This is a genomic window from Stenotrophomonas sp. YJH_SMC_79 (genome assembly GCF_059367995.1).
The window spans coordinates 610,682-633,000 of sequence record NZ_JCAFRK010000002.1; the positions used below are offsets into that span (position 1 = coordinate 610,682).

General features: G+C 67.2%; 24 protein-coding genes. 8 read left to right on the top strand and 16 right to left on the bottom strand.

The window, feature by feature from the left end:
• Positions 1-3 precede the first annotated feature (3 nt).
• The 11 genes from AC5P57_RS09595 to ccmA form a co-directional block, all read right to left on the bottom strand.
• Entirely contained in the window at positions 4-348 is a 345-nt protein-coding gene (locus tag AC5P57_RS09595; protein ID WP_142806394.1) for a DUF1294 domain-containing protein, read from the bottom strand.
• On the bottom strand, positions 349-1,461 hold the full coding sequence (metX, locus tag AC5P57_RS09600) for a homoserine O-acetyltransferase MetX (protein ID WP_099551850.1): 1,113 nt from the start codon (positions 1,459-1,461) through the stop codon (positions 349-351). It abuts the gene before it with no gap.
• 143 nt (positions 1,462-1,604) lie between these two features.
• Complete coding sequence (locus AC5P57_RS09605) at positions 1,605-2,591, bottom strand: tetratricopeptide repeat protein (RefSeq protein WP_142806392.1); 987 nt, start codon at positions 2,589-2,591, stop codon at positions 1,605-1,607.
• Entirely contained in the window at positions 2,585-3,034 is a 450-nt protein-coding gene (locus AC5P57_RS09610) for a cytochrome c-type biogenesis protein (protein WP_142806391.1), read from the bottom strand. Before AC5P57_RS09610 ends, AC5P57_RS09605 begins: the two co-directional genes overlap by 7 nt.
• 4 nt (positions 3,035-3,038) lie before the next feature.
• On the bottom strand, positions 3,039-3,656 hold the full coding sequence (locus AC5P57_RS09615) for a DsbE family thiol:disulfide interchange protein (protein WP_099551847.1): 618 nt from the start codon (positions 3,654-3,656) through the stop codon (positions 3,039-3,041).
• Positions 3,657-3,664: 8 nt separating this feature from the next.
• On the bottom strand, positions 3,665-5,584 hold the full coding sequence (locus AC5P57_RS09620; RefSeq protein ID WP_262234823.1) for a heme lyase CcmF/NrfE family subunit: 1,920 nt from the start codon (positions 5,582-5,584) through the stop codon (positions 3,665-3,667).
• On the bottom strand, positions 5,585-6,046 hold the full coding sequence (ccmE, locus tag AC5P57_RS09625) for a cytochrome c maturation protein CcmE (RefSeq protein WP_262234824.1): 462 nt from the start codon (positions 6,044-6,046) through the stop codon (positions 5,585-5,587).
• Positions 6,043-6,231, bottom strand: a complete 189-nt coding sequence (locus AC5P57_RS09630) for a heme exporter protein CcmD (RefSeq protein ID WP_099551844.1) — start codon at positions 6,229-6,231, stop codon at positions 6,043-6,045. The genes ccmE and AC5P57_RS09630 overlap by 4 nt, the downstream gene beginning before the upstream one ends.
• The gene (gene ccmC, locus AC5P57_RS09635) at positions 6,228-6,998 is read right to left on the bottom strand and encodes a heme ABC transporter permease CcmC (RefSeq protein ID WP_142806387.1); all 771 of its coding nucleotides are present in this window, start codon (positions 6,996-6,998) and stop codon (positions 6,228-6,230) included. Before ccmC ends, AC5P57_RS09630 begins: the two co-directional genes overlap by 4 nt.
• A 43-nt stretch (positions 6,999-7,041) precedes the next feature.
• Positions 7,042-7,737 carry a heme exporter protein CcmB gene (gene ccmB / locus AC5P57_RS09640; protein ID WP_142806386.1) on the bottom strand — a complete coding sequence of 232 codons (696 nt, stop codon included), beginning with the start codon at positions 7,735-7,737 and terminating at the stop codon, positions 7,042-7,044.
• Positions 7,734-8,495 (bottom strand): heme ABC exporter ATP-binding protein CcmA, encoded by a 762-nt coding sequence (gene ccmA, locus AC5P57_RS09645; RefSeq protein WP_430542859.1) that lies wholly within the window; start codon positions 8,493-8,495, stop codon positions 7,734-7,736. Before ccmA ends, ccmB begins: the two co-directional genes overlap by 4 nt.
• 55 nt (positions 8,496-8,550) lie before the next feature.
• On the opposite strand from ccmA, the gene AC5P57_RS09650 reads away from it, so the two are divergent.
• From AC5P57_RS09650 to AC5P57_RS09660, 3 genes are all read left to right on the top strand, one after another.
• Complete coding sequence (locus AC5P57_RS09650) at positions 8,551-9,699, top strand: pyridoxal phosphate-dependent aminotransferase (protein WP_262234825.1); 1,149 nt, start codon at positions 8,551-8,553, stop codon at positions 9,697-9,699.
• A 14-nt stretch (positions 9,700-9,713) separates the two neighbouring features.
• Entirely contained in the window at positions 9,714-10,520 is an 807-nt protein-coding gene (locus tag AC5P57_RS09655) for an amidohydrolase (protein WP_099551839.1), read from the top strand.
• A gap of 103 nt (positions 10,521-10,623) precedes the next feature.
• Positions 10,624-11,058, top strand: a complete 435-nt coding sequence (locus tag AC5P57_RS09660) for a hypothetical protein (RefSeq protein ID WP_262234826.1) — start codon at positions 10,624-10,626, stop codon at positions 11,056-11,058.
• Here the strand turns inward: AC5P57_RS09660 and AC5P57_RS09665 are convergent.
• Positions 11,039-12,175: an MFS transporter gene (locus tag AC5P57_RS09665; protein ID WP_099551837.1), complete on the bottom strand. Its 1,137-nt coding sequence runs from the start codon at positions 12,173-12,175 to the stop codon at positions 11,039-11,041. The two genes, AC5P57_RS09660 and AC5P57_RS09665, sit on opposite strands and share 20 nt — an antisense overlap.
• Positions 12,176-12,253: 78 nt before the next feature.
• On the opposite strand from AC5P57_RS09665, the gene AC5P57_RS09670 reads away from it, so the two are divergent.
• Entirely contained in the window at positions 12,254-13,054 is an 801-nt protein-coding gene (locus tag AC5P57_RS09670; RefSeq protein WP_239503741.1) for an AraC family transcriptional regulator, read from the top strand.
• Between the two features lie 68 nt (positions 13,055-13,122).
• Here AC5P57_RS09670 and AC5P57_RS09675 read toward each other — a convergent pair whose 3' ends face one another.
• The 4 genes from AC5P57_RS09675 to AC5P57_RS09690 all read right to left on the bottom strand — a co-directional run bounded on the left by AC5P57_RS09675 (position 13,123) and on the right by AC5P57_RS09690 (position 16,998).
• The gene (locus AC5P57_RS09675; RefSeq protein ID WP_495219558.1) at positions 13,123-13,413 is read right to left on the bottom strand and encodes a protein L; all 291 of its coding nucleotides are present in this window, start codon (positions 13,411-13,413) and stop codon (positions 13,123-13,125) included.
• A gap of 163 nt (positions 13,414-13,576) precedes the next feature.
• Complete coding sequence (locus AC5P57_RS09680) at positions 13,577-15,211, bottom strand: pseudouridine synthase (RefSeq protein ID WP_262234827.1); 1,635 nt, start codon at positions 15,209-15,211, stop codon at positions 13,577-13,579.
• Positions 15,204-16,079 (bottom strand): SMC-Scp complex subunit ScpB, encoded by an 876-nt coding sequence (gene scpB, locus AC5P57_RS09685; RefSeq protein WP_262234828.1) that lies wholly within the window; start codon positions 16,077-16,079, stop codon positions 15,204-15,206. The genes AC5P57_RS09680 and scpB overlap by 8 nt, the downstream gene beginning before the upstream one ends.
• 13 nt (positions 16,080-16,092) lie before the next feature.
• Positions 16,093-16,998, bottom strand: coding sequence for a segregation and condensation protein A (locus AC5P57_RS09690; protein WP_106550038.1), 906 nt, complete (start codon positions 16,996-16,998; stop codon positions 16,093-16,095).
• Between the two features lie 374 nt (positions 16,999-17,372).
• Between AC5P57_RS09690 and AC5P57_RS09695 the strand changes: the two genes are divergently transcribed.
• The 4 genes from AC5P57_RS09695 to AC5P57_RS09710 all read left to right on the top strand — a co-directional run bounded on the left by AC5P57_RS09695 (position 17,373) and on the right by AC5P57_RS09710 (position 22,264).
• Positions 17,373-17,672, top strand: a complete 300-nt coding sequence (locus tag AC5P57_RS09695) for a YciI family protein (protein ID WP_005410329.1) — start codon at positions 17,373-17,375, stop codon at positions 17,670-17,672.
• Positions 17,669-17,944 carry a BolA family protein gene (locus AC5P57_RS09700; protein WP_430542860.1) on the top strand — a complete coding sequence of 92 codons (276 nt, stop codon included), beginning with the start codon at positions 17,669-17,671 and terminating at the stop codon, positions 17,942-17,944. The genes AC5P57_RS09695 and AC5P57_RS09700 overlap by 4 nt, the downstream gene beginning before the upstream one ends.
• A gap of 149 nt (positions 17,945-18,093) precedes the next feature.
• Positions 18,094-19,131, top strand: coding sequence for a LacI family DNA-binding transcriptional regulator (locus AC5P57_RS09705; protein WP_099551832.1), 1,038 nt, complete (start codon positions 18,094-18,096; stop codon positions 19,129-19,131).
• Positions 19,132-19,207: 76 nt separating this feature from the next.
• A complete protein-coding gene (locus tag AC5P57_RS09710) occupies positions 19,208-22,264 on the top strand; it encodes a TonB-dependent receptor (protein WP_099551831.1) in 3,057 nt (1,018 codons plus the stop codon).
• Positions 22,265-22,319: the final 55 nt, after the last annotated feature.

Consider the following 22,319-nt stretch of genomic DNA (forward strand, 5'->3'; position numbering starts at 1 on the left):
CGGTTACCGCGAGAACTCGCGCAGCATCACCGCGATCGAGGCCACGTTGGCCAGCACGCACAGCCAGAACACCCACTGGAACGCGGCTTTGCGGTGCTTGTGGCGGAACATCGCCTGGCCCAGCAGCGCGCCAGGCCAACCGCCGGCAAAGGCCAGCAACTGCAATGTGCGCTCGGGAATGCGCGACTGCTTTCGCTGCGCCGCACGCTTGTCGTGGCCGTACAGGCCGAACGACACCGCGCTGGCCAGCAGGCACCAACCACCCAGCCACAGTGGCAGCACGCCGCTGATCATCAGCGCGACCAACGCGCCGAACGCGGCCAGCGCGAGATTACGCCGCCATGCCACTTACAGCGCGTCGAGGAAGCCGCGCACGGCCGGGCCGAAACGCTCGAAATCGACGAGGAAGGCATCGTGGCCCTGCGGCGACTCCAGGCCGATGAAGCGCGCATCGGCGCCGCCGGCACGCAGGCCGTCGGCGACCTGTTGCTGCTGCTGCACCGGGAACAGGATGTCGGTGTTGGCGCCGATCGCCAGCGCCTTCTGCACCCGGATCTTCGCCAGCCCGGCCAGCACGTCGCCGTCGGCATACTCAGCCAGGTCGAACCAGTCCATCGAGCGGCTGAGGTACAGATAGCAGTTGGGATCGAAGAAACGCACGAAGCGCCGTGCGTGGCCTTCCAGATAGCTTTCCACCTGGAATTCCAGGCCGAACGGATCGTCATCGGTCTGGTCCGAATCCAGCCGCACACGGCCGAAGCGGCCATCCCATTCCAGGGCGGAGCGGTAGGTGATCACGCCCAACTTGCGCGCCATGCGCATGCCGGACTCGGGGTATTCGGCATCGTCGTAGTGGCCACCGTTCCAGCGCGGATCAAGACGGATCGCCTCGCGCTGCAGCGAACGGATCGCGATCGAGAAGGGAAGCGCCTGCGCACTGCCGGAAATGTTGACGTGGCTGCGCGCGATGCCCGGGTGCAGCATCAGCACGGCCAGTGCGGTCATGCCGCCCATCGAATTGCCGACCACGCAGGCCAGCTGTTCGATGCCCAGGGCACGCACGACTTCGATCGCGGCGCGCGCGCCGTCTTCGATCGACAGCTCGGGGAAGTCGAGGCGATACGGTTCGCCTGTGGTCGGATTGAGCGAAGCGGGGCCGGTGGAGCCTTTGCAGCTGCCCAGCGAGTTCACGCAGACCACGAACCAGCGGTCGGTATCGATCGGCTTGCCGGGACCAACCATGCCTTCCCACCAGCCCGGCGCCGGATCGGCGTCGTTGGCCGCTGCGTGCGCATCCGGCGAAAGGCCGGTCACGATCAGGATCGCGTTGCCTGCGTCGGCCGCCAGTGTTCCCCAGGTTTCATAGGCCACGCGCGCGCCGTGCAGGGCGCCGCCGCGCTTGAACGGGAAGGGCGAGGGCAGGGCGTGGAAGCGGCTGCCGGGCGGGATGAATTCAGTCATGCGGGCATTCTAGCGGGGCAGACAACGGTAGTGCCGGCCGCTGGCCGGCAAGCGCGTCGTTTGCCGGCCAGCGGCCGGCACTACCGGTGGTGGGTACGCATGCATCCGCCGGGCCATGCCCGGCGAGCGCAGCGGCACGGGATTTACGGGAACCGCAGCTCCACCAGGCCGTCATGCGGCAGGCTCACCTTCACCGGCACGCTCTGCAGGTCGCCCTCGCTGCGGTTGGCGCTACCGGTACGCGAGATGCGTGCCAGCACTTCCACCTCGCGATGTGCCGACAGCGGTGCGGTTGGCATCGGACTGTCACCGTCGCCCAGCCCGACCGTGGCCGGGAAGCCGGCCAGCGGCAGCTTGCGAGCGGCCACCGGCATCGGCGGTCCACCCACGGCGCGGGCCAGCACGAACACCTGGGTGCTGGCTGGCCACTCGTTCGCCTTCATTGCAGGCAGCTGCACGCGTACCTGCAGCAGTGCCGCCGCCGCAGGGGCAGTACCTGGCGTCTGGCCTGCGGCTTCGCGGGCGATGGCGATCTGCGCCTGCAGTGCCTGCGCGGCACCCGGCTCCAGTCGCGGCAGCAGGCTGCTCCAGACGTCGGCGGCTTCGGCATTCCGGCCCCGCTGGCGCAGGGCGATGCCCAGCAGCCAGCTGGTGCGCTCGGCATCGGGTGCCAGCGTGCGCGCCTGCTGCAGCCATGCCATTGCGGTGTCATCGAACTGCTTGCCGGCATCGGCCTGCGCACGTGCCTGTGCGGCTTCCACCAGTACGCCCGGATCATCCGGTGCCAATGCTGCGGCACGCGCGAACGCGTCCGCCGCAGCTGAGGTATTGCCCAGTTCGGCCTGCGAACGACCCAGCAGGGTCCAGCCATCGGCCCGCTGTGGGTCACGCTTCAACGCATCCTGCAGGGCCTGCACGCCATCGCGCAGGGTGGCCACCGACGGCGGCGGCTGCACCTGCGCAGCACGTGGATCACCGACCAGAAGGTAAAGGCAGGCGCCGGCCACGCCGAGCGCAATCACGCCCACCGCGAAACCACGACGACCGTGGTGGCGCAACGGCCACAGCACCAGCGCTGCCATCAGCGCAGCAACCAGCCCGGCCAGCAGCGGCAGCCAATGGCTCACCATCCGTCTCCTTCTTCGGCCTTGCCGGCCGGTGCTGCGCCAACGGTACGGCCACGGCGGCGGACAATGCCCAGTACCACCAGTGCGCCGGCGCCGAGCATCAGCAGGGGACCGCCCCACAGCAGCCAGGTGCCCGGCTGCAACGGTGGCTGATAGAGCACGAACTCACCGTAGCGCGCGACCAGGAACTGCTTGATCTGCGCATCGTCGTGGCCCTGCTGCATCAGCTGCAGCACCTCGCGGCGCAGGTCCTGGGCGATCTGTGCGTTGGAATCGGCCAGCGACTGGTTCTGGCACTGCACGCAGCGCAGCTGCGCGGCCAGGTCGTGGAAGCGGCGTTCTTCGGCGCCATCGCGGAACTGCAGCGGCTGCGGATCATGCAGCGGCTGCTGTGCCACCACGGCCAGCGGCAGCATCAGGAACAGCAGCACCAGCAGCCAGCGCATGGGCTCAGGGCGCCGTGTGCAGGGTGTTGCCGGCATTGCCCTGGGCCTTTTCGATCTTTTCCAGCGCCGGGATCAGCTTCTCGTCGACCACGCGCTGGGTCATCGCGCCGCTGTATTTCCAGCGCACGATGCCACTGCCGTCTACCAGGAAGGTTTCCGGTGCAGCGGTCACGCCCCAGTCGATCGCCGTGCGGCCTTCGACATCGCTGAGCACCACCATGAACGGATTGCCCAGCTGTTCCAGCCAGTGCAGCGCGTCGGTGGGGTCGTCCTTCCAGTTGTAGCCGATCACGCGCACGCGCTTGCTCTCGGCGAAGCGGGTCAGCACCGGGTGTTCCTCGCGGCAGGCCGCGCACCAGCTGCCCCACACGTTCAACAGGTAGGGCGCGCCGCGCAGTTCGTCGCTGTGCACGATCATTTCCGGGTCGTGCAGCACCGGCAGCGCGAACGCTGGCGCCGGCTTGTCGATCAGCGCCGAGGGCAGCACGTCACGCTGCGGATCACCCGATTTCATCACCCCGTAGATCATCAGCCCAAGCAGGCCGAAGAAGAACAGCACGCCGATCACGATGGCTACCGGCGGCAGCGGGCGGGAAGGGCGCGGGGCGGGGGACTCGGACATGGGAACTCCTACGGACGACGGAAACGGCGGTCGGCGGCGGTGATGAATCCGCCCAGGGCCATCAGCAGCGCGCCCAGCCAGATCCAGCGCACGAACGGCTTGATGTGCACCCGTACCGCCCACGCATTGTTGCCCAGCGGCTCGCCCAATGCCACGTAGACATCACCGTCGAAGCGTGCATCGATGCCGGCCTCGGTCATCACCTGGCCGCCGCTGGCGTACTGGCGCTTCTCCGGGTGCAGCAGGGCCTGCTCGCGGCCGTCGCGGAACACCCGCAGATGGCCTCGATCGGCGATGAAATTCGGCCCTTCGCGATGGTCCACGCCTTCGAAGCGTACTTCGTAGCGACCGACCACCAGCTGCTGGCCCGGCGCCAGCGCCACTTCGCGCTGCACGTTCAAGGCTTCCACCAGCAGCGCGCCAGCCAGGAACACGGCGATGCCGGTGTGGGCGACGATCATGCCGAGCATTTCGGCGGTGAAGCGGCCGTTGCCGCGCAGGCGCTGCCAGACGAAGCGCGCAGTGCCGATTCCAACCCAGGCCGCCGCGGCGACGCCAAGGCCTGCCTTCCAGCCGTTCTGCGGCGCCTTCCACCAGGCCAGCGCGCCCAGCAGCACTGCAAGCCCCAGCCATGGCGCCAGCAGCGCGAATGCACGTGAAGGTTGGTCGCGCTGCCACTTCACCAGCGGGCCGAACGGCAACAGCAGCACCATCGGGGCCATCAGCAGCAGGAACAGGCTGCCGAAGTAGGGCGGGCCGACCGAGATCTTGCCCAGCGACAGCGCATCGGCCAGCAACGGATACAGCGTGCCGAGCAGCACCATCGCACAGGCGGTGGCCAGCAGCAGGTTGTTGGCCAGCAGCAGGGTCTCGCGCGAGGTGGCGGTGAAGCCACGGCGCGGATCGTCGGCGTCCACGCTGAGCTGGCTGGCGCGCAGCGCGTACAGCAGCAGGCTGCCGCCGACCAGCACCGACAGGAACACCAGGATGAACAGGCCGCGCGACGGATCGGCGGCGAACGAATGCACGCTGGTCAGCACACCGGAGCGCACCAGGAAGGTGCCCAGCAACGACAGCGCGAAGGCGGCGATCGCCAGCAGCAGGGTCCAGCTGCCGAAAGTGCCGCGCTTTTCAGTGACGGCCTGCGAATGGATCAGTGCCGCACCGACCAGCCATGGCATGAAGCTGGCGTTCTCCACCGGGTCCCAGAACCACCAGCCACCCCAGCCCAGCTCGTAGTAGGCCCACCAGCTGCCCAGGGCGATGCCCAGGGTCAGGAAGCCCCAGGCGACGTTGGTCCAGGGCCGCGTCCAGCGCAGCCAGCGCGCATCCACGCGACCTTCCAGCAGCGCGGCCACCGCGAACGCGAACGGCACCGCAAAGCCCACGTAACCGATGTAGAGCATCGGCGGATGGATGATCAACCCCGGATCCTGCAGCAGTGGATTGAGATCGCGCCCTTCCAGCGGCGCCGGGTTCAGGCGCAGGAACGGGTTGGAAGTGAAGATCAGGAAGGCGAGGAAGCCGACGCTGACGATGCCCATCACCGCCAGCACGCGCGCCTGCACCTGCGCTGGAAGGTGCCGTGAGAACAGCGCCACCGCGCCGGTCCACAGCGCCAGCACCAGCGCCCACATCAGCAGCGAGCCTTCATGCGCACCCCATACCGCCGAATAGCGGTAGATCATCGGCAGCAGCGAATTGGAGTTCTCGGCCACGTAGCGCACCGAGAAGTCCTGCTGCACGAACGCGACGGTGAGCGCCGCGAACGCACCGGCGAGCAGCAGCAGCTGCGCGAAGGCCGCCGGCCGTGCCACCGCCATCCACGCCGTGTTGTTGCGCTGCGCGCCGACCAGCGGCAGGCCGGCCTGCAGCAGCGAGGCCAGCAACGCACACAACAGCAGGATCTGACCCAGTTCGGGCAGCACTCAGCGCACCTCGGGTGCCGTCACCGGCACGTCGTGCTTGCGATGGGCATCGCCCATCTTGTCGGCCACTTCCTTCGGCACGTATTTTTCATCGTGCTTGGCCAGCACTTCGTCGGCGACGAAGACACCGTCCAGCAGGCGGCCACTGGCGACCACCGCGGTACCTTCGGCGAACATGTCCGGCAGGATCCGCGACGTGGTCACTGCCAGTTGCGCGTCGCCGTCGGTGACTTCAAAGCGTGCCTCCAGCGAGCCTACCGGTCGGTTGAAGGAGCCTTTCACCACCATGCCGCCCAGGCGGAAGCGCGATTGTGCATCGACATCGCCGCGCAGTACTTCGGCAGGCGTGTACAGGTAGGCGATGTTGCGCTCCAGCGCCATCGCCACCAGCGCGGTGGCCAGGCCGGAGGCGAGCAGGGCCAGCAGCACCCACACCAGGCGGCGGCGTTGTACGGGCGTCATCGTTCCAGCTCCGTCGGCAGCGATGCCGCTGCGTCCTGCCTGCCGGCGCGGGTCTGCTGCCGTTGCTGGCGGGCCAGTGCCAAGCGGCGCGCCACGCGCAGGCGCAGCCACGAACCGATGGCATCGGCGCCGAGCACCAGCACGAACACGGCGTAGGCGCCGATCACATAGGGCAGGTGGGTCATGATCGGGCCTCCCCGGCCGCGCGTGCGGCATCGACCCGGCCACCGACCCAGGCCTTGCCGGCCTCGCGGTCGAGATTGTCGGCGCGGGCCTTGGCCAGCACCGAACCGGCGAACCAGAACTTGGTGCCGATCACCATCCACCACAGCGGCGCGATCATCGCGCTGCTGATCGCCGATTCACCGAATACGTTGATCGACTGGCGCTGATGCAGGCCGCCCCACCAGTCCACCGAATAGCGGATCACCGGCAGCAGGCTGACGCCGACGATGGCCAGCAGGCCGGCCGCGCGCGCGGCGCTGCGGCGGTCCTCGATGGCGTGGTACAGGCCGATCACGCCCAGGTACAGGAACAGCAGCACCAGTTCACTGGTCATGCGCGGGTCCCAGTCCCACCAGGTGCCCCACGTGCCCTTGCCCCAGATGCTGCCGGTCAGCAGGGTGATCAGGGTGAACCCGGCACCCATCGGCGCGCAGGCCATGGCCAGGATCTCGCAGACCTTGATCCGCCAGATCAGCGCAATGGCCGCATACAGCGCCATCAGCGCGAATACGAACAGGCTCATCCAGGCACTGGGCACGTGGATGTAGAGGATGCGGAAGCTGTCCAGCTGCTTGGCTTCCGGTGGCACCACCAGCAGCGCCTGCCACATGCCGACCAGCAGCACCGGCACCGCCGCGAGGTAGAAGACCCGCGACCAGCGGGCAGCGAAACGGTCGAACGTGGGGGGCGAACCGAGTTGGTGGAACCAGCGGACAATCGGATTCATGCGTGGCGGCTATCCAGCAGGGGTGGATTGGCTCTCAGCTCGGTCAACTCAGAGAAATGCGTATTGCAGCGGCGGTGGCCAACGGCGCCAGCACCAGCGCGACCAGCAGGCCGGCGCCCAGCATCAGCAGCGCACCGACCGGATCCTGTCCGCGTCCGGCTGCCGCCAGGCTGCCCGCGCCGAACACCAGCACCGGCACGTACAGCGGCAGCGACAGCAACGCCACGAGAATACCAGAGCGTCGGATGCCTACGGTCAGCGCGGCGACCACGCCACCGATCAGGCTCAGCAACGGCGTTCCCAGCAGCAACGATGCCAGCAACATCGGCAGCTGGTCATGCGGCAGATGCAGCATTTCGGCCAGCAACGGGCTGACGATGATCAGCGGCAGGGCAGTGGTGGCCCAGTGCAGCAGCACGCGCACCAGCACCAGCCAGGCCAGCGGCACCGGCGCCAGCAGCCATTGTTCCAGCGAGCCGTCTTCGGCATCGGAGCGGAACAGCGAATCCAGCGACAGCTGGCCGGCCAGCAGCACCGCAAGCCACAGCACCGCGCCTGCGGTGGCGGCGAGAAGTTGCGGCTCGCGGCCTTGGGCCAGCGCGAACAGCACCACCACCAGCACCGCGAACAGCAGCGGCTGCAGCGCATCGCCGCGACGGCGCCAGAGCAGGCGCACGTCGCGCTTGAGCAGCGCGCCCGCGGTCTGCCACAGGCCCGGTTCGGTGCCCGGCGCGATCATGCGGCACCGCCGAGGTCGAGCTGGCGGGTACGCACCGGCGGTGCGGCATAGGCGCCGTGGGTGGTGACCAGTGCCGCGCCACCGGCGCGCAGGTGCGCGGAAATCATCCGGTTGACCAGGGTGATGCCCTCCAGGTCGAGGTTGGCGTAGGGTTCGTCGAGCAGCCACAGCGGCGCCGGCGACAGCCAGATGCGCGCCAGTGCCAGCCGGCGCTTCTGCCCGGCCGACAGGTGGCGTACCAGGGTGTCCTCGAAGCCGGCCAGGCCGACGATGGCCAGCGCGTTACCCGGCATCTGCCGCGCACGGCGACCGTGCAGGCCACACAGGAAGTGCAGGTTCTCCAGCGTATCCAGGTCCGGCTTCAGGGCCGGCAGGTGGCTGAGGTAGGCCACATAGCGTGCACGCTCGGCATTGCTGGCCGGCTTGCCGTCGATCCGCACCTGGCCGGCGCCGGGCCGGGCCAGGCCGGCCAGCACGCGCAGCAGGGTGGTCTTGCCGGCGCCGTTGCCGCCCTGCACCAGCAGGGCTTCGCCGGCGTCCACATGGAAATCCAGCGGGCCGAACACCGGCTCGTCATTGCGGGAGAAGCTCAGGCCGCTGGCGGCCAGCAATGCAGGGGTGTTCAAGGGCCAGGGGTCTTCATGCCGGAGTGCGGCGGCAATTGTAGCGGTGAATTCACAGGGTAGTGCCGGCCGCTGGCCGGCAGGCGCGACCAAGCGTCGCAGATCGTCCCGGGGTTGCCGGCCAGCGGCCGGCACTACCGAAGCAGGGATTGCGTAAACTCAGTGGCCTGTCTCCCCATATCCCAGGCCGATGCAACCCAACACCAAGCTGCCCAAGGTCGGTACCACGATCTTCACCGTGATGTCCCAGCTCGCCGCCGAACACGGCGCGGTCAACCTGGGCCAGGGTTTTCCGGACTTTTCCGCGCCGCAGCGCCTGATCGACGAAACCACCAGGGCGATGGCCGCCGGCCTGAACCAGTACCCGCCGATGACCGGCGTGGCGCCGCTGCGCCAGGCCATCGCGCAGAAGGCGCTGGATTGCTACGGCGCGCAGGTCGATGCGGACAGCGAGATCACCGTCACCAGCGGCGGCACCGAGGCCATCTTCAATGCCATCCACGCCGTGGTGCGTGCGGGCGAGGAAGTGATCGTGCTCGACCCGGCCTACGACTGCTACGAGCCGGCGATCGACCTGGCCGGTGCCAGGGCCGTGCACGTTTCGCTGGACCCGCAGACGTTCGCGGTCGATTGGGACCGCGTGCGTGCGGCGATCACCCCGCGTACCCGCATGCTGATCGTCAACACCCCGCACAACCCGTCCGGTGCGATGCTGTCGGCCCAGGACATGCAGGCGCTGGCCGAACTGCTGCGCGGCACGCAGATCTACCTGATCTCCGATGAGGTGTACGAACACATCATCTACGACGGCCGCCGCCATGAATCGGCGCTGCGCTACCCGGAACTGCGCGAGCGCGCGTTCGTCATCTCCAGCTTCGGCAAGACCTACCACTGCACCGGCTGGAAGATCGGTTATGCGATCGCCCCGCCGGCGCTGACCGCCGAGTTCCGCAAGGTGCACCAGTACAACACCTTCACCAGCTTCGGCCCGGCGCAGTACGGTTTCGCCGCGATGATCCGCGACGAGCCGGAACACCATCTGGAGCTGGGCGCGTTCTACCAGGCCAAGCGCGACCGTTTCCGCGAGCAGCTGGCCAGTACCCGCCTGAAGGCGCTGCCGGTGCCGGGCGGCTATTTCCAACTGGTCGACTACTCGGCCATCAGCGATCTGCCCGACCACGAATTCGTGAAGTGGCTGACCATCGAGAAGGGCGTCACTGCCATCCCGCTGTCGCCGTTCTACGAGAATCCGCCGGCCGGCCAACGCCTGGTGCGCCTGTGCTTTGCCAAGAATGAAGCGACCATGGACGCGGCGATCGAACGCCTGCGCCTGCTGTGAGCGGAGGCGTGGACATGCAGGACCTGCGCATTTCCCTCGTCCAGGGCGACACCCGTTGGCACGACCCGGCCGGCAACCGCACCTACTACGGCGCGCTGCTGGCACCGCTGGCCGGCACCACCGACCTGGTGATCCTGCCGGAGACCTTCACCAGTGGCTTCTCCAACGAAGCCATCGCCCAGGCCGAAGGCATGGATGGGCCGACCGTGGCCTGGGTGCGCGAACAGGCCAAGGCCTTGAACGCGGCAGTGATCGGCAGCGTGCAGTTGCGTGATGGCGAAGGCGTCTACAACCGCCTGCTGTTCGCCACGCCCGATGGCAACCTGCAGTACTACGACAAGCGCCACCTGTTCCGCTACGGCGGTGAACACGAACGCTATGCCGCCGGCCGTGAGCGCCTGAGCGTGGAATGGAAAGGCTGGCGGATCAATCCGCAGGTCTGCTACGACCTGCGTTTCCCGGTGTTCTGCCGCAACCGCTACAACGTGGAGCGGGCAGGGCAGATGGATTTCGACCTGCAGGTTTTCGTCGCCAATTGGCCGTCGGCACGCGCCTACGCGTGGAAGACCCTGTTGCGCGCACGGGCGATCGAGAACCTGTGCTTCGTGGCGGCGGTCAACCGCATCGGCGTGGACGGCAACCAGCTGCACTACGCCGGCGACAGCGCGGTGATCGATTTCCTTGGCCAGCCGCAGGTGGAGATCCGCGAACGCGAACAGGTGGTCACCACCACCATCTCGGCCGAAGCCTTGGCCGCGCACCGCGCGCGCTTCCCGGCCATGCTTGATGCCGATGCCTTCCACCTGGACGAACAGGCCTGAACGACGGCCTGAACGTTGCCGCACCAGGGCGCGCGCCTGCATCCAACCTGCACGCGCGCGCTGCTAGATTCGCGGCCAGTCCGACCGAACTGGAAGTCCTGCCATGAACACGTCCTTCGCCCTGCTGCTGGCCCTGTCCGCCGCATCGTTGGCCCCGGCCGCGCACGCTGCCGGCAATCTCGATTGCGAGCTGCGCTACAACCTGTCCGGTTGGTCGCTGATCTACAAGACCGCATCCGGCAATGGCACGGTCTCCTGCAGCAATGGCGCCAGCATGCCGGTGCGCATCCAGATGAAGGGCGGTGGCCTGACCGTGGGCAAGTCGAAGATCACCAACGGGCGTGGCAGCTTCACCGGCGCCGTGAGCGTCAACGAGCTGCTGGGCACTTATGCATCGGTTGGCGCGCATGCGGGCGCGGTGAAGTCCAGCAATGCGCAGGTGATGACCAAGGGCGATATCTCACTGGCCCTGTCCGGCACCGGCAAGGGCTGGGATCTGGGGGTGGACGGCACGGCGTTCACCCTGAGCCGGCGTTGAGCAGGGCCGGCCGCTGCAGCCACAGTGCAAGCAGGCCGCACACGATGAGTGTCGGTGCCAGCAGTTGCAGTGCACCGACCACGGCCATCGCTACGCCGATCAACAGGTAGTAGAGCAGTCCGAACAAGGCGCCCGCACTGCCCAGGCAGTGCGGGTATCCGCGCAGGGCCTGGCCCAGCACATTGGGGATGGCCAGGCCGAAACCGGCCACCACCGGCACCATCGCCGCGACCAGTGCTGGTTGATTGCGCAGCAATCCAGCCAACAGGCCACCGGCCAGGACCAGCCCTGCGGCGAGCCGGATACGCGTGACGGAAGCAACGCCCGCGCGCAGCAGGCGACCATTGCCCCAGGCACCCAGCGCCGAACCCAGTGCAAGCACCGCGCCGCTGGCGCCGAACCAGGCCAGCGGCCAGTGCAGGCGTTCGAACACGAACGGGCCCAGCGCGTACCAGCTGTACATGGCTACGTTGAACGCCATCACCAGCAGTGCCTGTGACCAGATCCAGCGATCACGCAGCAGTTGCCGCAGCAGTGGCAGCAGTGGCGTGTGCACGACTTCGGCAGGGCGGCTCTCCTGCAGGCCGGATGCGCATCCGAGCATCAGCAGGATGACAATCAGCAGCAGGCCGGCCTGCACGCCGGCATAGCCATGGCTGTCCACCAGCAGCACACCCAGTGCCAGCCCGATCGCCGGGCTCAAGGCCAACGCCATGCCGATCCACGAGAACGCCTGCGCCAACGCCGGTCCCTCCAGGTGGTCGCGCAGTACGGTCTGGGTTACCACCGAGGCCGCTGCCGCACCCAGTGCGGCCAGTGCCTGTGCCAGCAGGACCTGGCCGAATGTGCTGGCCAGCAGGCCGCTGCAGGCCGCCAGTGCGAACACGGCCAGGCCGCAGAGCAGGGCAGGGCGACGGCCGATATGGTCGGCCAGCCGCCCCCATAGCAGGACACCGATGGCAAAACCGAACAGGTACAGGCTCATGGCCTGGCTGGCGGCGCCGGGTGGCAGTGCGAAGCGCCCGGCGAGATCAGCCAGGGCAGGGCTATACAGGGTCTGCGCGAGCTGGGGGAACATCAGCAGCGCGATGGTGAGCAACAACAGGCGACGCGACATGCGGGCGCTCCGCAAACAGGGCCGCGCATTGTGGTGGCTGGCGTACTGGCGTACTCTGTCGATCCGGTCAGGAAGTGGATGAAATCGGACATGGCCTGGCTGCAGCCGGATGCACACTTCGATGCCGACGCCTGGAGCGCACCGGTGCTGGGCATCGCGTCGTCGCTGGCCGATCATGATTCGGGTTGGCACCAGCACGCGCGGGCGCAGTTGCTGTACACGCGGCGGGGCTGCACGCGTCTGACCTTCGGTGACCGCATCAGCCTGCTGCCGCCCTCGCGCGCGGCGTGGATTCCCGGCGGGCTGCGTCATCGGGCACAGATGCGCCAGACCGTGGACTACCGTTCCTTGTATTTCGATGCCGCATTGTCGGCACAGCTTCCGCAGCAGCCTGTGATCATCGGCGTCGGTCCCCTGCTGCAGGCTCTGCTGGAGCCGATCGCGCAGGCACCGTTCGACCATGACTGGCAGTCGCCGCGCGCGCACCATCAACTGGCGTTGTGCGTGCTGGAAATCGCCGCTGCACCGGTGGCGCCGATGGATCTGCCTTTACCGCGCGATCCGCGGATCGCACGTTGCCTGCCGCTGGCCGGACAGCTGCCGCCCGAACTGGACGAGTTGGCCGCGCGTGCGGGCCTGAGCGTGCGTACCGTCGGCCGGCTGATGCAACGCGATACCGGCATGGGCTACCAGGCCTGGCGCCAGCAATGGCGGCTGATGCGGGCCATGGAGCTCCTGCTGCTGGGTCATCGCGTCGCACATGTTGCGCAGGACATCGGCTTCTCCGCGGAAAGCCCATTCATTGCGTTCTTCCGCAGCATGGTGGGCACCACGCCTGCCGCTTTCCAGCGTCATGCAAAAGGGGACGGAGGGGATTAAGTCGTTTTTGCCTTGCCAATTCGCAATGTGGCAAAAACGACTTAATCCCCTCCGTCCCCTGTTTTACATCAGGCGCCGTCGGTGTTCGTGCGTACATTGAGTTTCCAGCGGATGCTGCCCTGCTGGGTGGAGTGCTGATGATGCGACTGGGGCGGGAAGGGGTCGTTCTGATTGCTCGTGATCTCGCGTCTGCAGCCGAGGCAGACGTAGATGCCTGAAACGGGAACAATGTTGCCCGGGCCGTAGACTGTGTTCCACCAGGTATTGGTGGGGTTTACCGCTGTCAGCACAGAGCCGCTGGTATGCCATGCCATCGTCGTTTCCTTGTACGGGGATGAGGGGTCACGATAGGCGTTCATCGCGTTGCCCGCGTCGACCCGTGGCACTGATTTCAGGTTTTCAAAGAATTCCTAATGCACGCTTTTCATCCACGCGTGGCGTGGATCTACCCGCGGATCGTTGCACCAGACAAAGAAAAACCCCGGCCGGAGCCGGGGTTCTTTATTTCAGCGAGGGCAGCGATCAGCCGCCGCGCGGGCCGCTGCGGCGCGGGCCGCCCGGACCGCGGTTGCCGCCGGGGCCACCCGGGCCACGGTTGCCACCCGGACCGCCGGGGCCGCGATTGCCGCCCGGGCCACGGTTGCCGCCGCCCGGACCGCGACCGCCCGGACGGGCGCCCTGCGCCGGCTTCGGGCTGCCATACGAGTTGAAGCCCGGGGTGGCGTGGTCGGACGGGAAGCTCGGGGCATTGCCCGGATGGCCATACGGGTGCTTGTTGCCCTGGCCCTGCGAGCGGTTGCCCGCACCGGCCGGACGACCCTGGCCGCCTGCGCCGCCGCGGCCTTCACCGCCGAAACCGCCACGGCCCTGGCCGCCACCGGCGCCAGCGCCCGGGCCCTTCGGCTTGCCGTACGGACGGCCCTGGCCGCCCGCGCCCGGACCACGGGCACCCGGGCCGCGTGCGCCCGGACCGGCATTGCGATGGCCGCTCGGGCCGGTGCTGACACCGTCCGGCACGTACCAGGTACGGAATGCGGCCGGGTTGCCTTCCGGCAGCGAACGGTCGTTCTTCTGGGGGCGCTGCTTGAACGGCTTCTGCGACTGCTTGGCCGCGGCTTCACCACTGACCGTCAGGCCACCCTTGAAACCGCCGCCCTTGCCACCGCGGCCACGGCCGCGGTCTTCGCGGACGTTGTCGAAACGACGCAGCTCGCGGCCTTCGTCGGCAGTGTTGTGGCCGTTGACGTAGGCATTGCCACGGCCACCTTCGCGCACGCGCACGGTGGTCTTGGCGGCGCGGCGCTGGCCGATCACCGGCTGCAGGGTCAGTGCCGACGGCGCGCCTTCTTCCAGCTTCAGCTGCGCACGCAGGGCTTCCACCTGGGCGGTGCCCAGTTCCACCGAATGGCCGCGGGCCAGTTCGCGCGGCAGGCTCACCTTGCCATAGCGGGTGCGCTTCAGGCGGCTGACCTGGCAGCCCTGCGATTCCCACAGGCGGCGCACTTCGCGGTTGCGGCCTTCCTTCACCACGACGCGGAACCAGTCGTGCGAATCGGTGCCGCCGATGCGTTCGATCTCGTCGAACTTGGCCGGGCCGTCTTCCAGTGCCACGCCGCGGGCGAGGCGGTCGACGATGGCGTCGGAGACCTTCTCCTCGCCTTCCGGGGCGCGCACGCGCACCACGTACTCGCGCTCGACCTCGAACGACGGGTGCATCATGGCGTTGGCCAGTTCACCGTCGGTGGTGGCCAGCAGCAGGCCGGTGGTGTTGATGTCCAGGCGGCCGATCGCGATCCAGCGCGCGCCCTTCAGCGGCGGCAGCGATTCGAACACGGTCGGGCGGCCTTCGGGGTCTTCGCGGGTGGTCACTTCGCCTTCCGGCTTGTTGTAGACCAGCACGCGCGACGGTTCGGCCAGTGCGGTGGCGACGAAGCCGCGGCCATCCAGCTCGATCTTGTCGCCGCTCTTGACCGACATGCCGGTCTGCGCGACTTCACCGTTGACCTTGACCAGGCCTTCGGCGATGCGCTGTTCCAGCGCGCGGCGCGAACCCAGGCCGGCCTGGGCCAGCACCTTGTGCAGGCGCTCTTCCAGCTTGAACTGTTCGGAGGTGGCTTCGCGCTTGAGCGAGAGCTTGTTACGGGGGGTGTCACTCATCAGTTTTGCTCCGGCCGACGGTTTCGAGGTCGGCCTCTGGTTCGGAATCGGCTTGGTCAACAGCCACGGTCGTCATCGCGACGGCGTTGTCTTCGCGTTCGTTCAGGGGCACCGCGCGCTCGCCCGGCGCGGAATCGGGGTGCCCATCATCGAGGGGCGAAGGTGCTTGCTCATCGGAAGCCGACGCAGACGCAGCGTCGGCGGAATCGGGGGTATTGCTGCCGGCCAGGCCGGCGTCATCGTTCGCGGCAGCGCCATCGGCGCCAGCCGAAATGTCCGGACCGTCGGCACCGGCGGCGGCCGGTGCGTCACGGTCCAGGGCCAGCTGCGGTTCCAGCTCGCCCAGGTCCTTCAGCTCCGACAGCGGCGGCAGCTCGTCCAGGCGCTTCAGGCCGAAGTAGTCCAGGAAGCCCTTGGTGGTGCCGAACAGGGCAGGCTTGCCGGGCACGTCGCGGTGGCCGACCACGCGGATCCACTCGCGTTCTTCCAGTGCCTGGATGATGTTGCTGCTGACCGCCACGCCGCGCACCTGCTCGATCTCGCCGCGGGTGATCGGCTGCCGGTAGGCGATCAGCGCCAGGGTTTCCAGGGTGGCACGGGTATAGCGGGTCTTGCGTTCGGTCCACAGCCGGCTGATCCAGCCATGCACTTCGCCGGTCACCTGGTAGCGGAAGCCGGAGGCGACCTCGACCAGTTCCACGCCACGGCCTTCGCAGGCTTCGCGCAGGCGCTCAAGCGCACGTTCGATGCTGCCCGGCGGTGCCGGCTCCTCTTCCGGGAACAGGTCTTTCAGCTGGGCCAGGGTGAGCGGCTGGCTGGAGGCCAGCAGGGCACCCTCGACAATGCGGTTGATCAGCGTTTGGTCCATCGGCAGTCAGCGCTCACTCGTTCTCGTTGGCGGCGTCGTTGTCGTCGAACTCGCTGCTGAACTGCAGCGGGGCATTGGTGTTGCCGGCTGCCAGCGACTTCACGTAGATCGGCGCCAGCGGTTCTTCCTGCACGATGTCCAGCAGCTGTTCCTTGGCCAGTTCCAGCACCGCCAGGAACGTGACCAGCACGCCCAGCTTGCCTTCTTCGGCCGTGAACAAGCCTTCAAAACGATAGAACTTGCCATCTTCCAGGCGTCCCAGCACTTCGCCCATGCGTTGCCGCACGCTCAGTGCCTCACGCTTGATGGCGTGGCCGCTGAACAGCTCGGCGCGCTTGAGCACGTCGTGCAGGGCCAGCAGCATCTCCTTCAGGTCCACCGGCGGCGGCAGCTTCACCGCAGCGCGTTCGGGCATGAAGGCGTGGGCCAGGCTGGTGTCGCGGTCCTGGCGGGGCAGGGCATCGATGTCCTCGGCGGCCTGCTTGAAACGTTCGTACTCCTGCAGCCGGCGCACCAGCTCGGCGCGCGGGTCGGCCTCATCGCCTTCCTCGCTGACCGGGCGCGGCAGCAGCATGCGTGACTTCACCTCGGCCAGGATCGCCGCCATCACCAGGTACTCGGCGGCCAGCTCGAAGCGCAGCTCGCGCATCACGGTGATGTATTCCACGTACTGCCGGGTGATCTCGGCCACGGGAATGTCCAGGACATCCAGGTTCTGGCGGCGGATCAGGTACAGCAGCAGGTCCAGCGGGCCTTCGAAGGCATCCAGGATGACTTCCAGCGCGTCCGGCGGGATGTACAGGTCCTGCGGGATCTGCAGGACCGGTTGCCCATGCACCACGGCCAGCGGCATTTCCTGCTGCTGGGGGGCGGGCGGCCGGGTTGGCGGGTTCGCGTCGAGCGCGAGTTCGGAAGTCATCTAATGGACATCAGGATTGCAACGGACCAGTCGCGGCACCGGGGTCGCCGGGCCAACGCCACGGAGCCCCAGGGCACCAGACACGCCGGGATCGGCGCGATTCCACACAGGTAAAACAGCAGGACGCGCCGCAGGAAACGGCAGCGACGGAACTACGGGGAGGTCGTCTACGTGGCCCGGCCGGATGGCCCGGTTTGAAGCAGCGGAACGGTCGTCGGGGGCTGCGTTGGCCGCAAAAACCGACGGGCTGCTGCATCCAGCCACGTGCAATGGAGTCTAGGGTAAGCCTTTGTCGCGCCAGTGTCCAGCCGGGCCGGGGCGGGGGCCGCATTGGCTAGAATCTGCGCATCCGACAACGCAAGCGAGGAAATGCCGTGTGGTATGTGATTGAAGGCTATGACGGCCAGGATGTGCTGGCGCAGCGGCTGCAGGCGCGGCCGGAACACCTGGCGCGCCTGCACGCGCTGCGCGACGAAGGCCGCCTGCTGCTGGCCGGGCCGTGCCCGGCAGTAGACAGCGAGGACCCGGGCCCGGCCGGTTTCAGTGGTTCGGTGGTGATCGCGCAGTTCGAGTCGCTCGTGCAGGCCCAGGCCTGGGCCGATGCCGACCCTTACGTAGCCGCGGGTGTCTACACCCATGTACAGGTGCGTCCGTTCCGCAAGGTCCTGCCGTGAACGCGGAGCGCATCGAGCGGATGCGTGATGCACTGCAGCAGGCGCTGGCCCCCAGCGTGCTGGATATCGAAGACGACAGCCATCGGCATGCCGGCCACGCCGGTGCGCGCGATGGCCGCGGTCACTTCAACCTGCATATCGTCAGCGAACGCTTCGCGGGACTGGGTCCGCTGGCCCGGCATCGCGCGGTATATGCCGCGCTGGGGGCGATGATGGAGACCGACATCCACGCGCTGTCCATTCGCGCATTGACCCCGTCAGAACAGGGCTGAGCCCTTGTCCCACGCTGTCCTGGCGGGTCTCTCTGCGGGCCTGCCACAGACAGATTTCCATGTCCATTTCAGGACATTCGCCTAACGGACTGTTTACAAGCCCAGATGGAAACGCTTACATTCCGCGCCAATGCTGGTAGGTCCAAGCCGTGGAGGGCGGCTTCGTGAACAAGGCAGCTATCACAATCAAAGACGTCGCACGCGAAGCCCGGGTCTCCGTGGCCACGGTTTCCCGCGCGCTCAACGGGCATGAAAATGTCGCCGAACCGGTCCGCCAGCTTGTGCTGGAGGTGGCCGCACGGCTGCGTTATACCCCGCACGCCGCCGCCCGCAGCCTGAGCAGCCGCCGCACCAATACGGTGGGCGTGGTGCTGCCTGACCTGTACGGTGAATTCTTCTCCGAGCTGATGCGCGGCATCGACAACGTCGCCCGCAACCGCCGCCAGCATCTGCTGGTGTCCAGCTACCACGGTGACCAGGAACAGCAGGGCGCGGCCCTGCGTGCCATGCGCGGCCGCGTCGACGGCCTGCTGGTGCTTTCGCCCTATGCCGAGAGCCCCGGCTTCCTGACCGACAACCTGCCGCAGTCGCTGCCGACGGTGTTGATCAACACCTATCTGCCCGGGCAGGACCACCCGGTGCTGAGCATCGATGACCATGCCGGTGCGATGGCGATGACCCGCCATCTGCTCGACGCCGGTCACCGCCGTATCGCTTTCATTTCTGGCCCGGACCTCAACTTCGACGCGCGCGAGCGCCTGCGCGGCTTCCGTGACGCGCTGGCGGCTTTCGGCAGTGACGCCGAAGGCATCGAGCTGCCCGGTGATTTCGACGAAGCTTCCGGCCATCGCGCCGGTCAGGAGTTGCTGGCAGCCGGAGCGCTGCCCGATGCCGTGTTCGCCGCCAACGACATGATGGCCCTGGGTTGCCTGTACGCCTTCACGCAGGCAGGGGTCCATGTGCCGTCCGATGTCGCCCTGGCGGGTTTCGATGACATTCCACTGGCGCGTTTCGTCCACCCGTCGCTGACCACCATGCAGGTCAGCATCGCCGAGCTCGGCGATCGGGCCATGACGCGCCTGATGCAGTTGATGGACGGCACCTCCACGGATGGGGCAGGGGACAAGCAGACCCTGGTTCCCCGCTTGATAGTTCGCGATTCCACCACTCCGCCATCGGGCCGTTGAAGCCAGAGGCGTTCCTTCTTTTTTGATTGATCGCAGGGACCGCGCGAGCGGTCACCGCCACCCGGAGATTGAGTTGATGATGCATACCACCTTCCGCACGCCGGCGCGCCGGCTGCTGAGCACCGCACTGGTCAGCTGCCTGATGCTGGCCGCCGCTCCGAACGTCATGGCGCAGTCGGCCAACGCCAGCCTGCGCGGCCAGGTTGCCGGCGCCCAGGCCGGCGCTGAAGTCACCGCCACCAACGTGGCCACCGGTACCGTCCGTCGCGGTACCGTGCGCGCCGATGGCAGCTACTCACTGATGGGCCTGGACCCGGGCACCTACGACGTGGTCGCCAACGGTCAGACCCAGAAGGTCACCGTTACCGTGGCCTCGACCGCCACCCTGAATTTTGCCGGTGCCGCCAGCAGCACGCCGGGTTCGACCGCGGCGACCAACCTGGACACCGTCAACGTCGTGGCGCCGACCCTGCTGCAGGAAGTGCGTACGTCGGAAGTCGGCAAGACCGTCAGCCTGCAGCAGATCCAGACCACCCCGCAGGTCTCGCGCAACTTCCTGGAGTTTGCCGACGCGGTGCCGGGCCTGATCTTCACCCGTGATGCCAAGGGCAACACCTCGCTGCGCGGTGGTGCCACCAATGCCGATGGCACCAATGTGTACATCGACGGTGTTGGCCAGAAGAGCTATGTGAAGGGCGGCGGCGTGGCCGGCCAGTCCGGCAGCGCGGGCAATCCGTTCCCGCAGCTGGCCATTGGCGAGTACAAGGTCATCAGCGGCAACTACAAGGCCGAGTACGGCCAGGTATCCAGTGCTGCCGTCACCGCTGCGACCAAGTCGGGTACCAACGAGTTCAAGGGTGAAGCCTTCTACCGTTACACCAACGACAGCATGCGCGCGATGACCCCGGCCGAACGCCAGCCGAACAAGGGCAAGGAGGATTCGGCCGAGAAGGAATACGGCTTCGCCCTGGGTGGCCCGATCATCCAGGACAAGGCCCACTTCTTCGTGACCTACGAAGCCAAGCGCTTCGACCTGCCGGTGACCATCGCGCCGGATGGCGCGGTCACCGCTGCTGCCGGTCTGCTGCCGGCCGCCGGCGCCGCCGGCCTTGGCCCGGCCAGCCAGCCGTTCCAGCAGGATCTGATCTTCGCCAAGATCGACTTCGAGCCGACCGATAATGATCGCATCGAGCTGACCTTCCAGGACCGCGACGAAACCCAGTCGCAGTTCAGTGGCCAGACCTCGCCGCAGGCCGGGCGCGAAGTGGTCAATACCGACCGCCGCTACGCCCTGCGCTGGAACCACAGCGGTGAGCGGTACTACAACGAATTGATGGTTACCCACGAGGATTCGTTCAACAACCCGACCCCGCTGACCCTGGCCAACGGCATCACCTACACCGCACCGGACGGTCCCGAAGACCGCACCGTGGTGAAGATCGGCGGTGCATCGGCACTGGATTCGCAGGTGAAGGGCCAGAAGGGCTGGTCGATCGAAGACAACCTGACCCTGGATGGCATCCAGTGGGCCGGTGACCACACCATCAAGATGGGCGTGAAGTACAAGCAGATCGACCTGTACGCTTCCGATGCGGCGCAGATCAACCCGACCTTCACCTATTCCCTGGGTGATCCGGACTTCCCGGATTCGATTCCGTACAAGGCGCAGTTCGTCAAGCCGGTGACCGGCGTGTCGGGCGTGTCCGGCGAAGTGCGTTCGAAGTCCAAGCAGTACGGCGTGTTCATCCAGGACGACTGGCAGGTCAACGACCACCTGCAGCTGAACATCGGCCTGCGCTGGGACTACGAAAAGACCCCGACCTACCTGAACTTCGTAACCCCGCAGCAGGTGGTCGACGCCATCTATTCGCAGGATCCGCGTGCGCCTGCCGGCCAGACCTACGCCGATTCGCTGGCACTGGGTGGCCTGGACATCAGCGACTACATCAGCAACGGTCACAACCGCAAGGCGTTCAAGGATGCCTGGCAGCCGCGCCTGGGCTTCTCGTATGACATCAACGCCGACGAGCAGCACGTGATCCACGGTGGTGCCGGCCGTTCCTACGACCGTGACCTGTTCGACAACCTGCAGCTGGAAACCACCAAGCTGGCCCTGCCGCAGCCGACCATCTACTTCCGCAACCCGGCCACCGGCACCTGCATCAACGGCCAGGCCGCCTGCTATGACTGGAACCCGAACCTGCTCAACGGTATCGGCAACCTGCAGTCGCTGGTTGGCGCGACCAGCAATGCCGGTCTGGAAGTGGACCTGCTGAACAACAAGCTGAAGGCGCCGTACTCGGACCAGTTCAGCCTGGGCATGAGCAACCGGATCGGCGAGTGGCTGACCGATGCCACCATCGCTCGCACCCTGAGCTACGACGGCTTCGCCTTCACCCTGGGCAACCGTTACCCGACCGGCCAGTTCTTCGATGACCCGCGCCTGTGCGGTGGCACCGACCCGGGCCTGAGCCAGGCGTGGAGCTGCAACGTGCCGGGCTTCGGCAGCCTGATCATCGGCCAGCAGGGCATCAAGACCCGTGCCACCCAGGTGCTGCTGTCGGCGCAGAAGCCCTTCACCAAGGAAAGCGGCTGGGGTACCTCCATCGCCTACACCTGGACCACCGCCCGCCACAACCGCGACATCAACGAGAAGTACGCATTTGACCGCGGCCTGATCGGCGACTATCCGACCATCCGCTCCAACGGCGCGCCGCGCCACCGCCTGGTGGTGACCGGTTCGTATGCGGGCTTCTGGGGCATCACCTTCGGCGGCAAGATCACCCTGGCAACCCCGACTGCCGTCAACGACTGGTACCCGGTGATGCAGGCCAGCGGCTACACCCTGCCGACGCCGCAGGCGGCCGTGCCCAACGCCACCGGCAAGTTCCTGGTGGGTGGCAAGATCTTCGGCTACCGTTCGGTCGACCTGCAGGCGACGAAGACGTTCAAGATGCCGGGCGATACCGAGCTGTACGCACGTATCGACATCATCAACGTGTTCAACTTCGACAACTTCTCCACCTACAACTACGTCAAGACCAACGGCAAGCTGCAGGCCAGCTACAACGAGACCGGCGAAATCATCGGTACGCCGCGTCAGATCAAGGCCGAAGTGGGCTTCCGCTTCTAAGTCTGGGTGTAGATGCACGACCCGATGCCGCCGGTCCGCCGGCGGCATCGGCTGA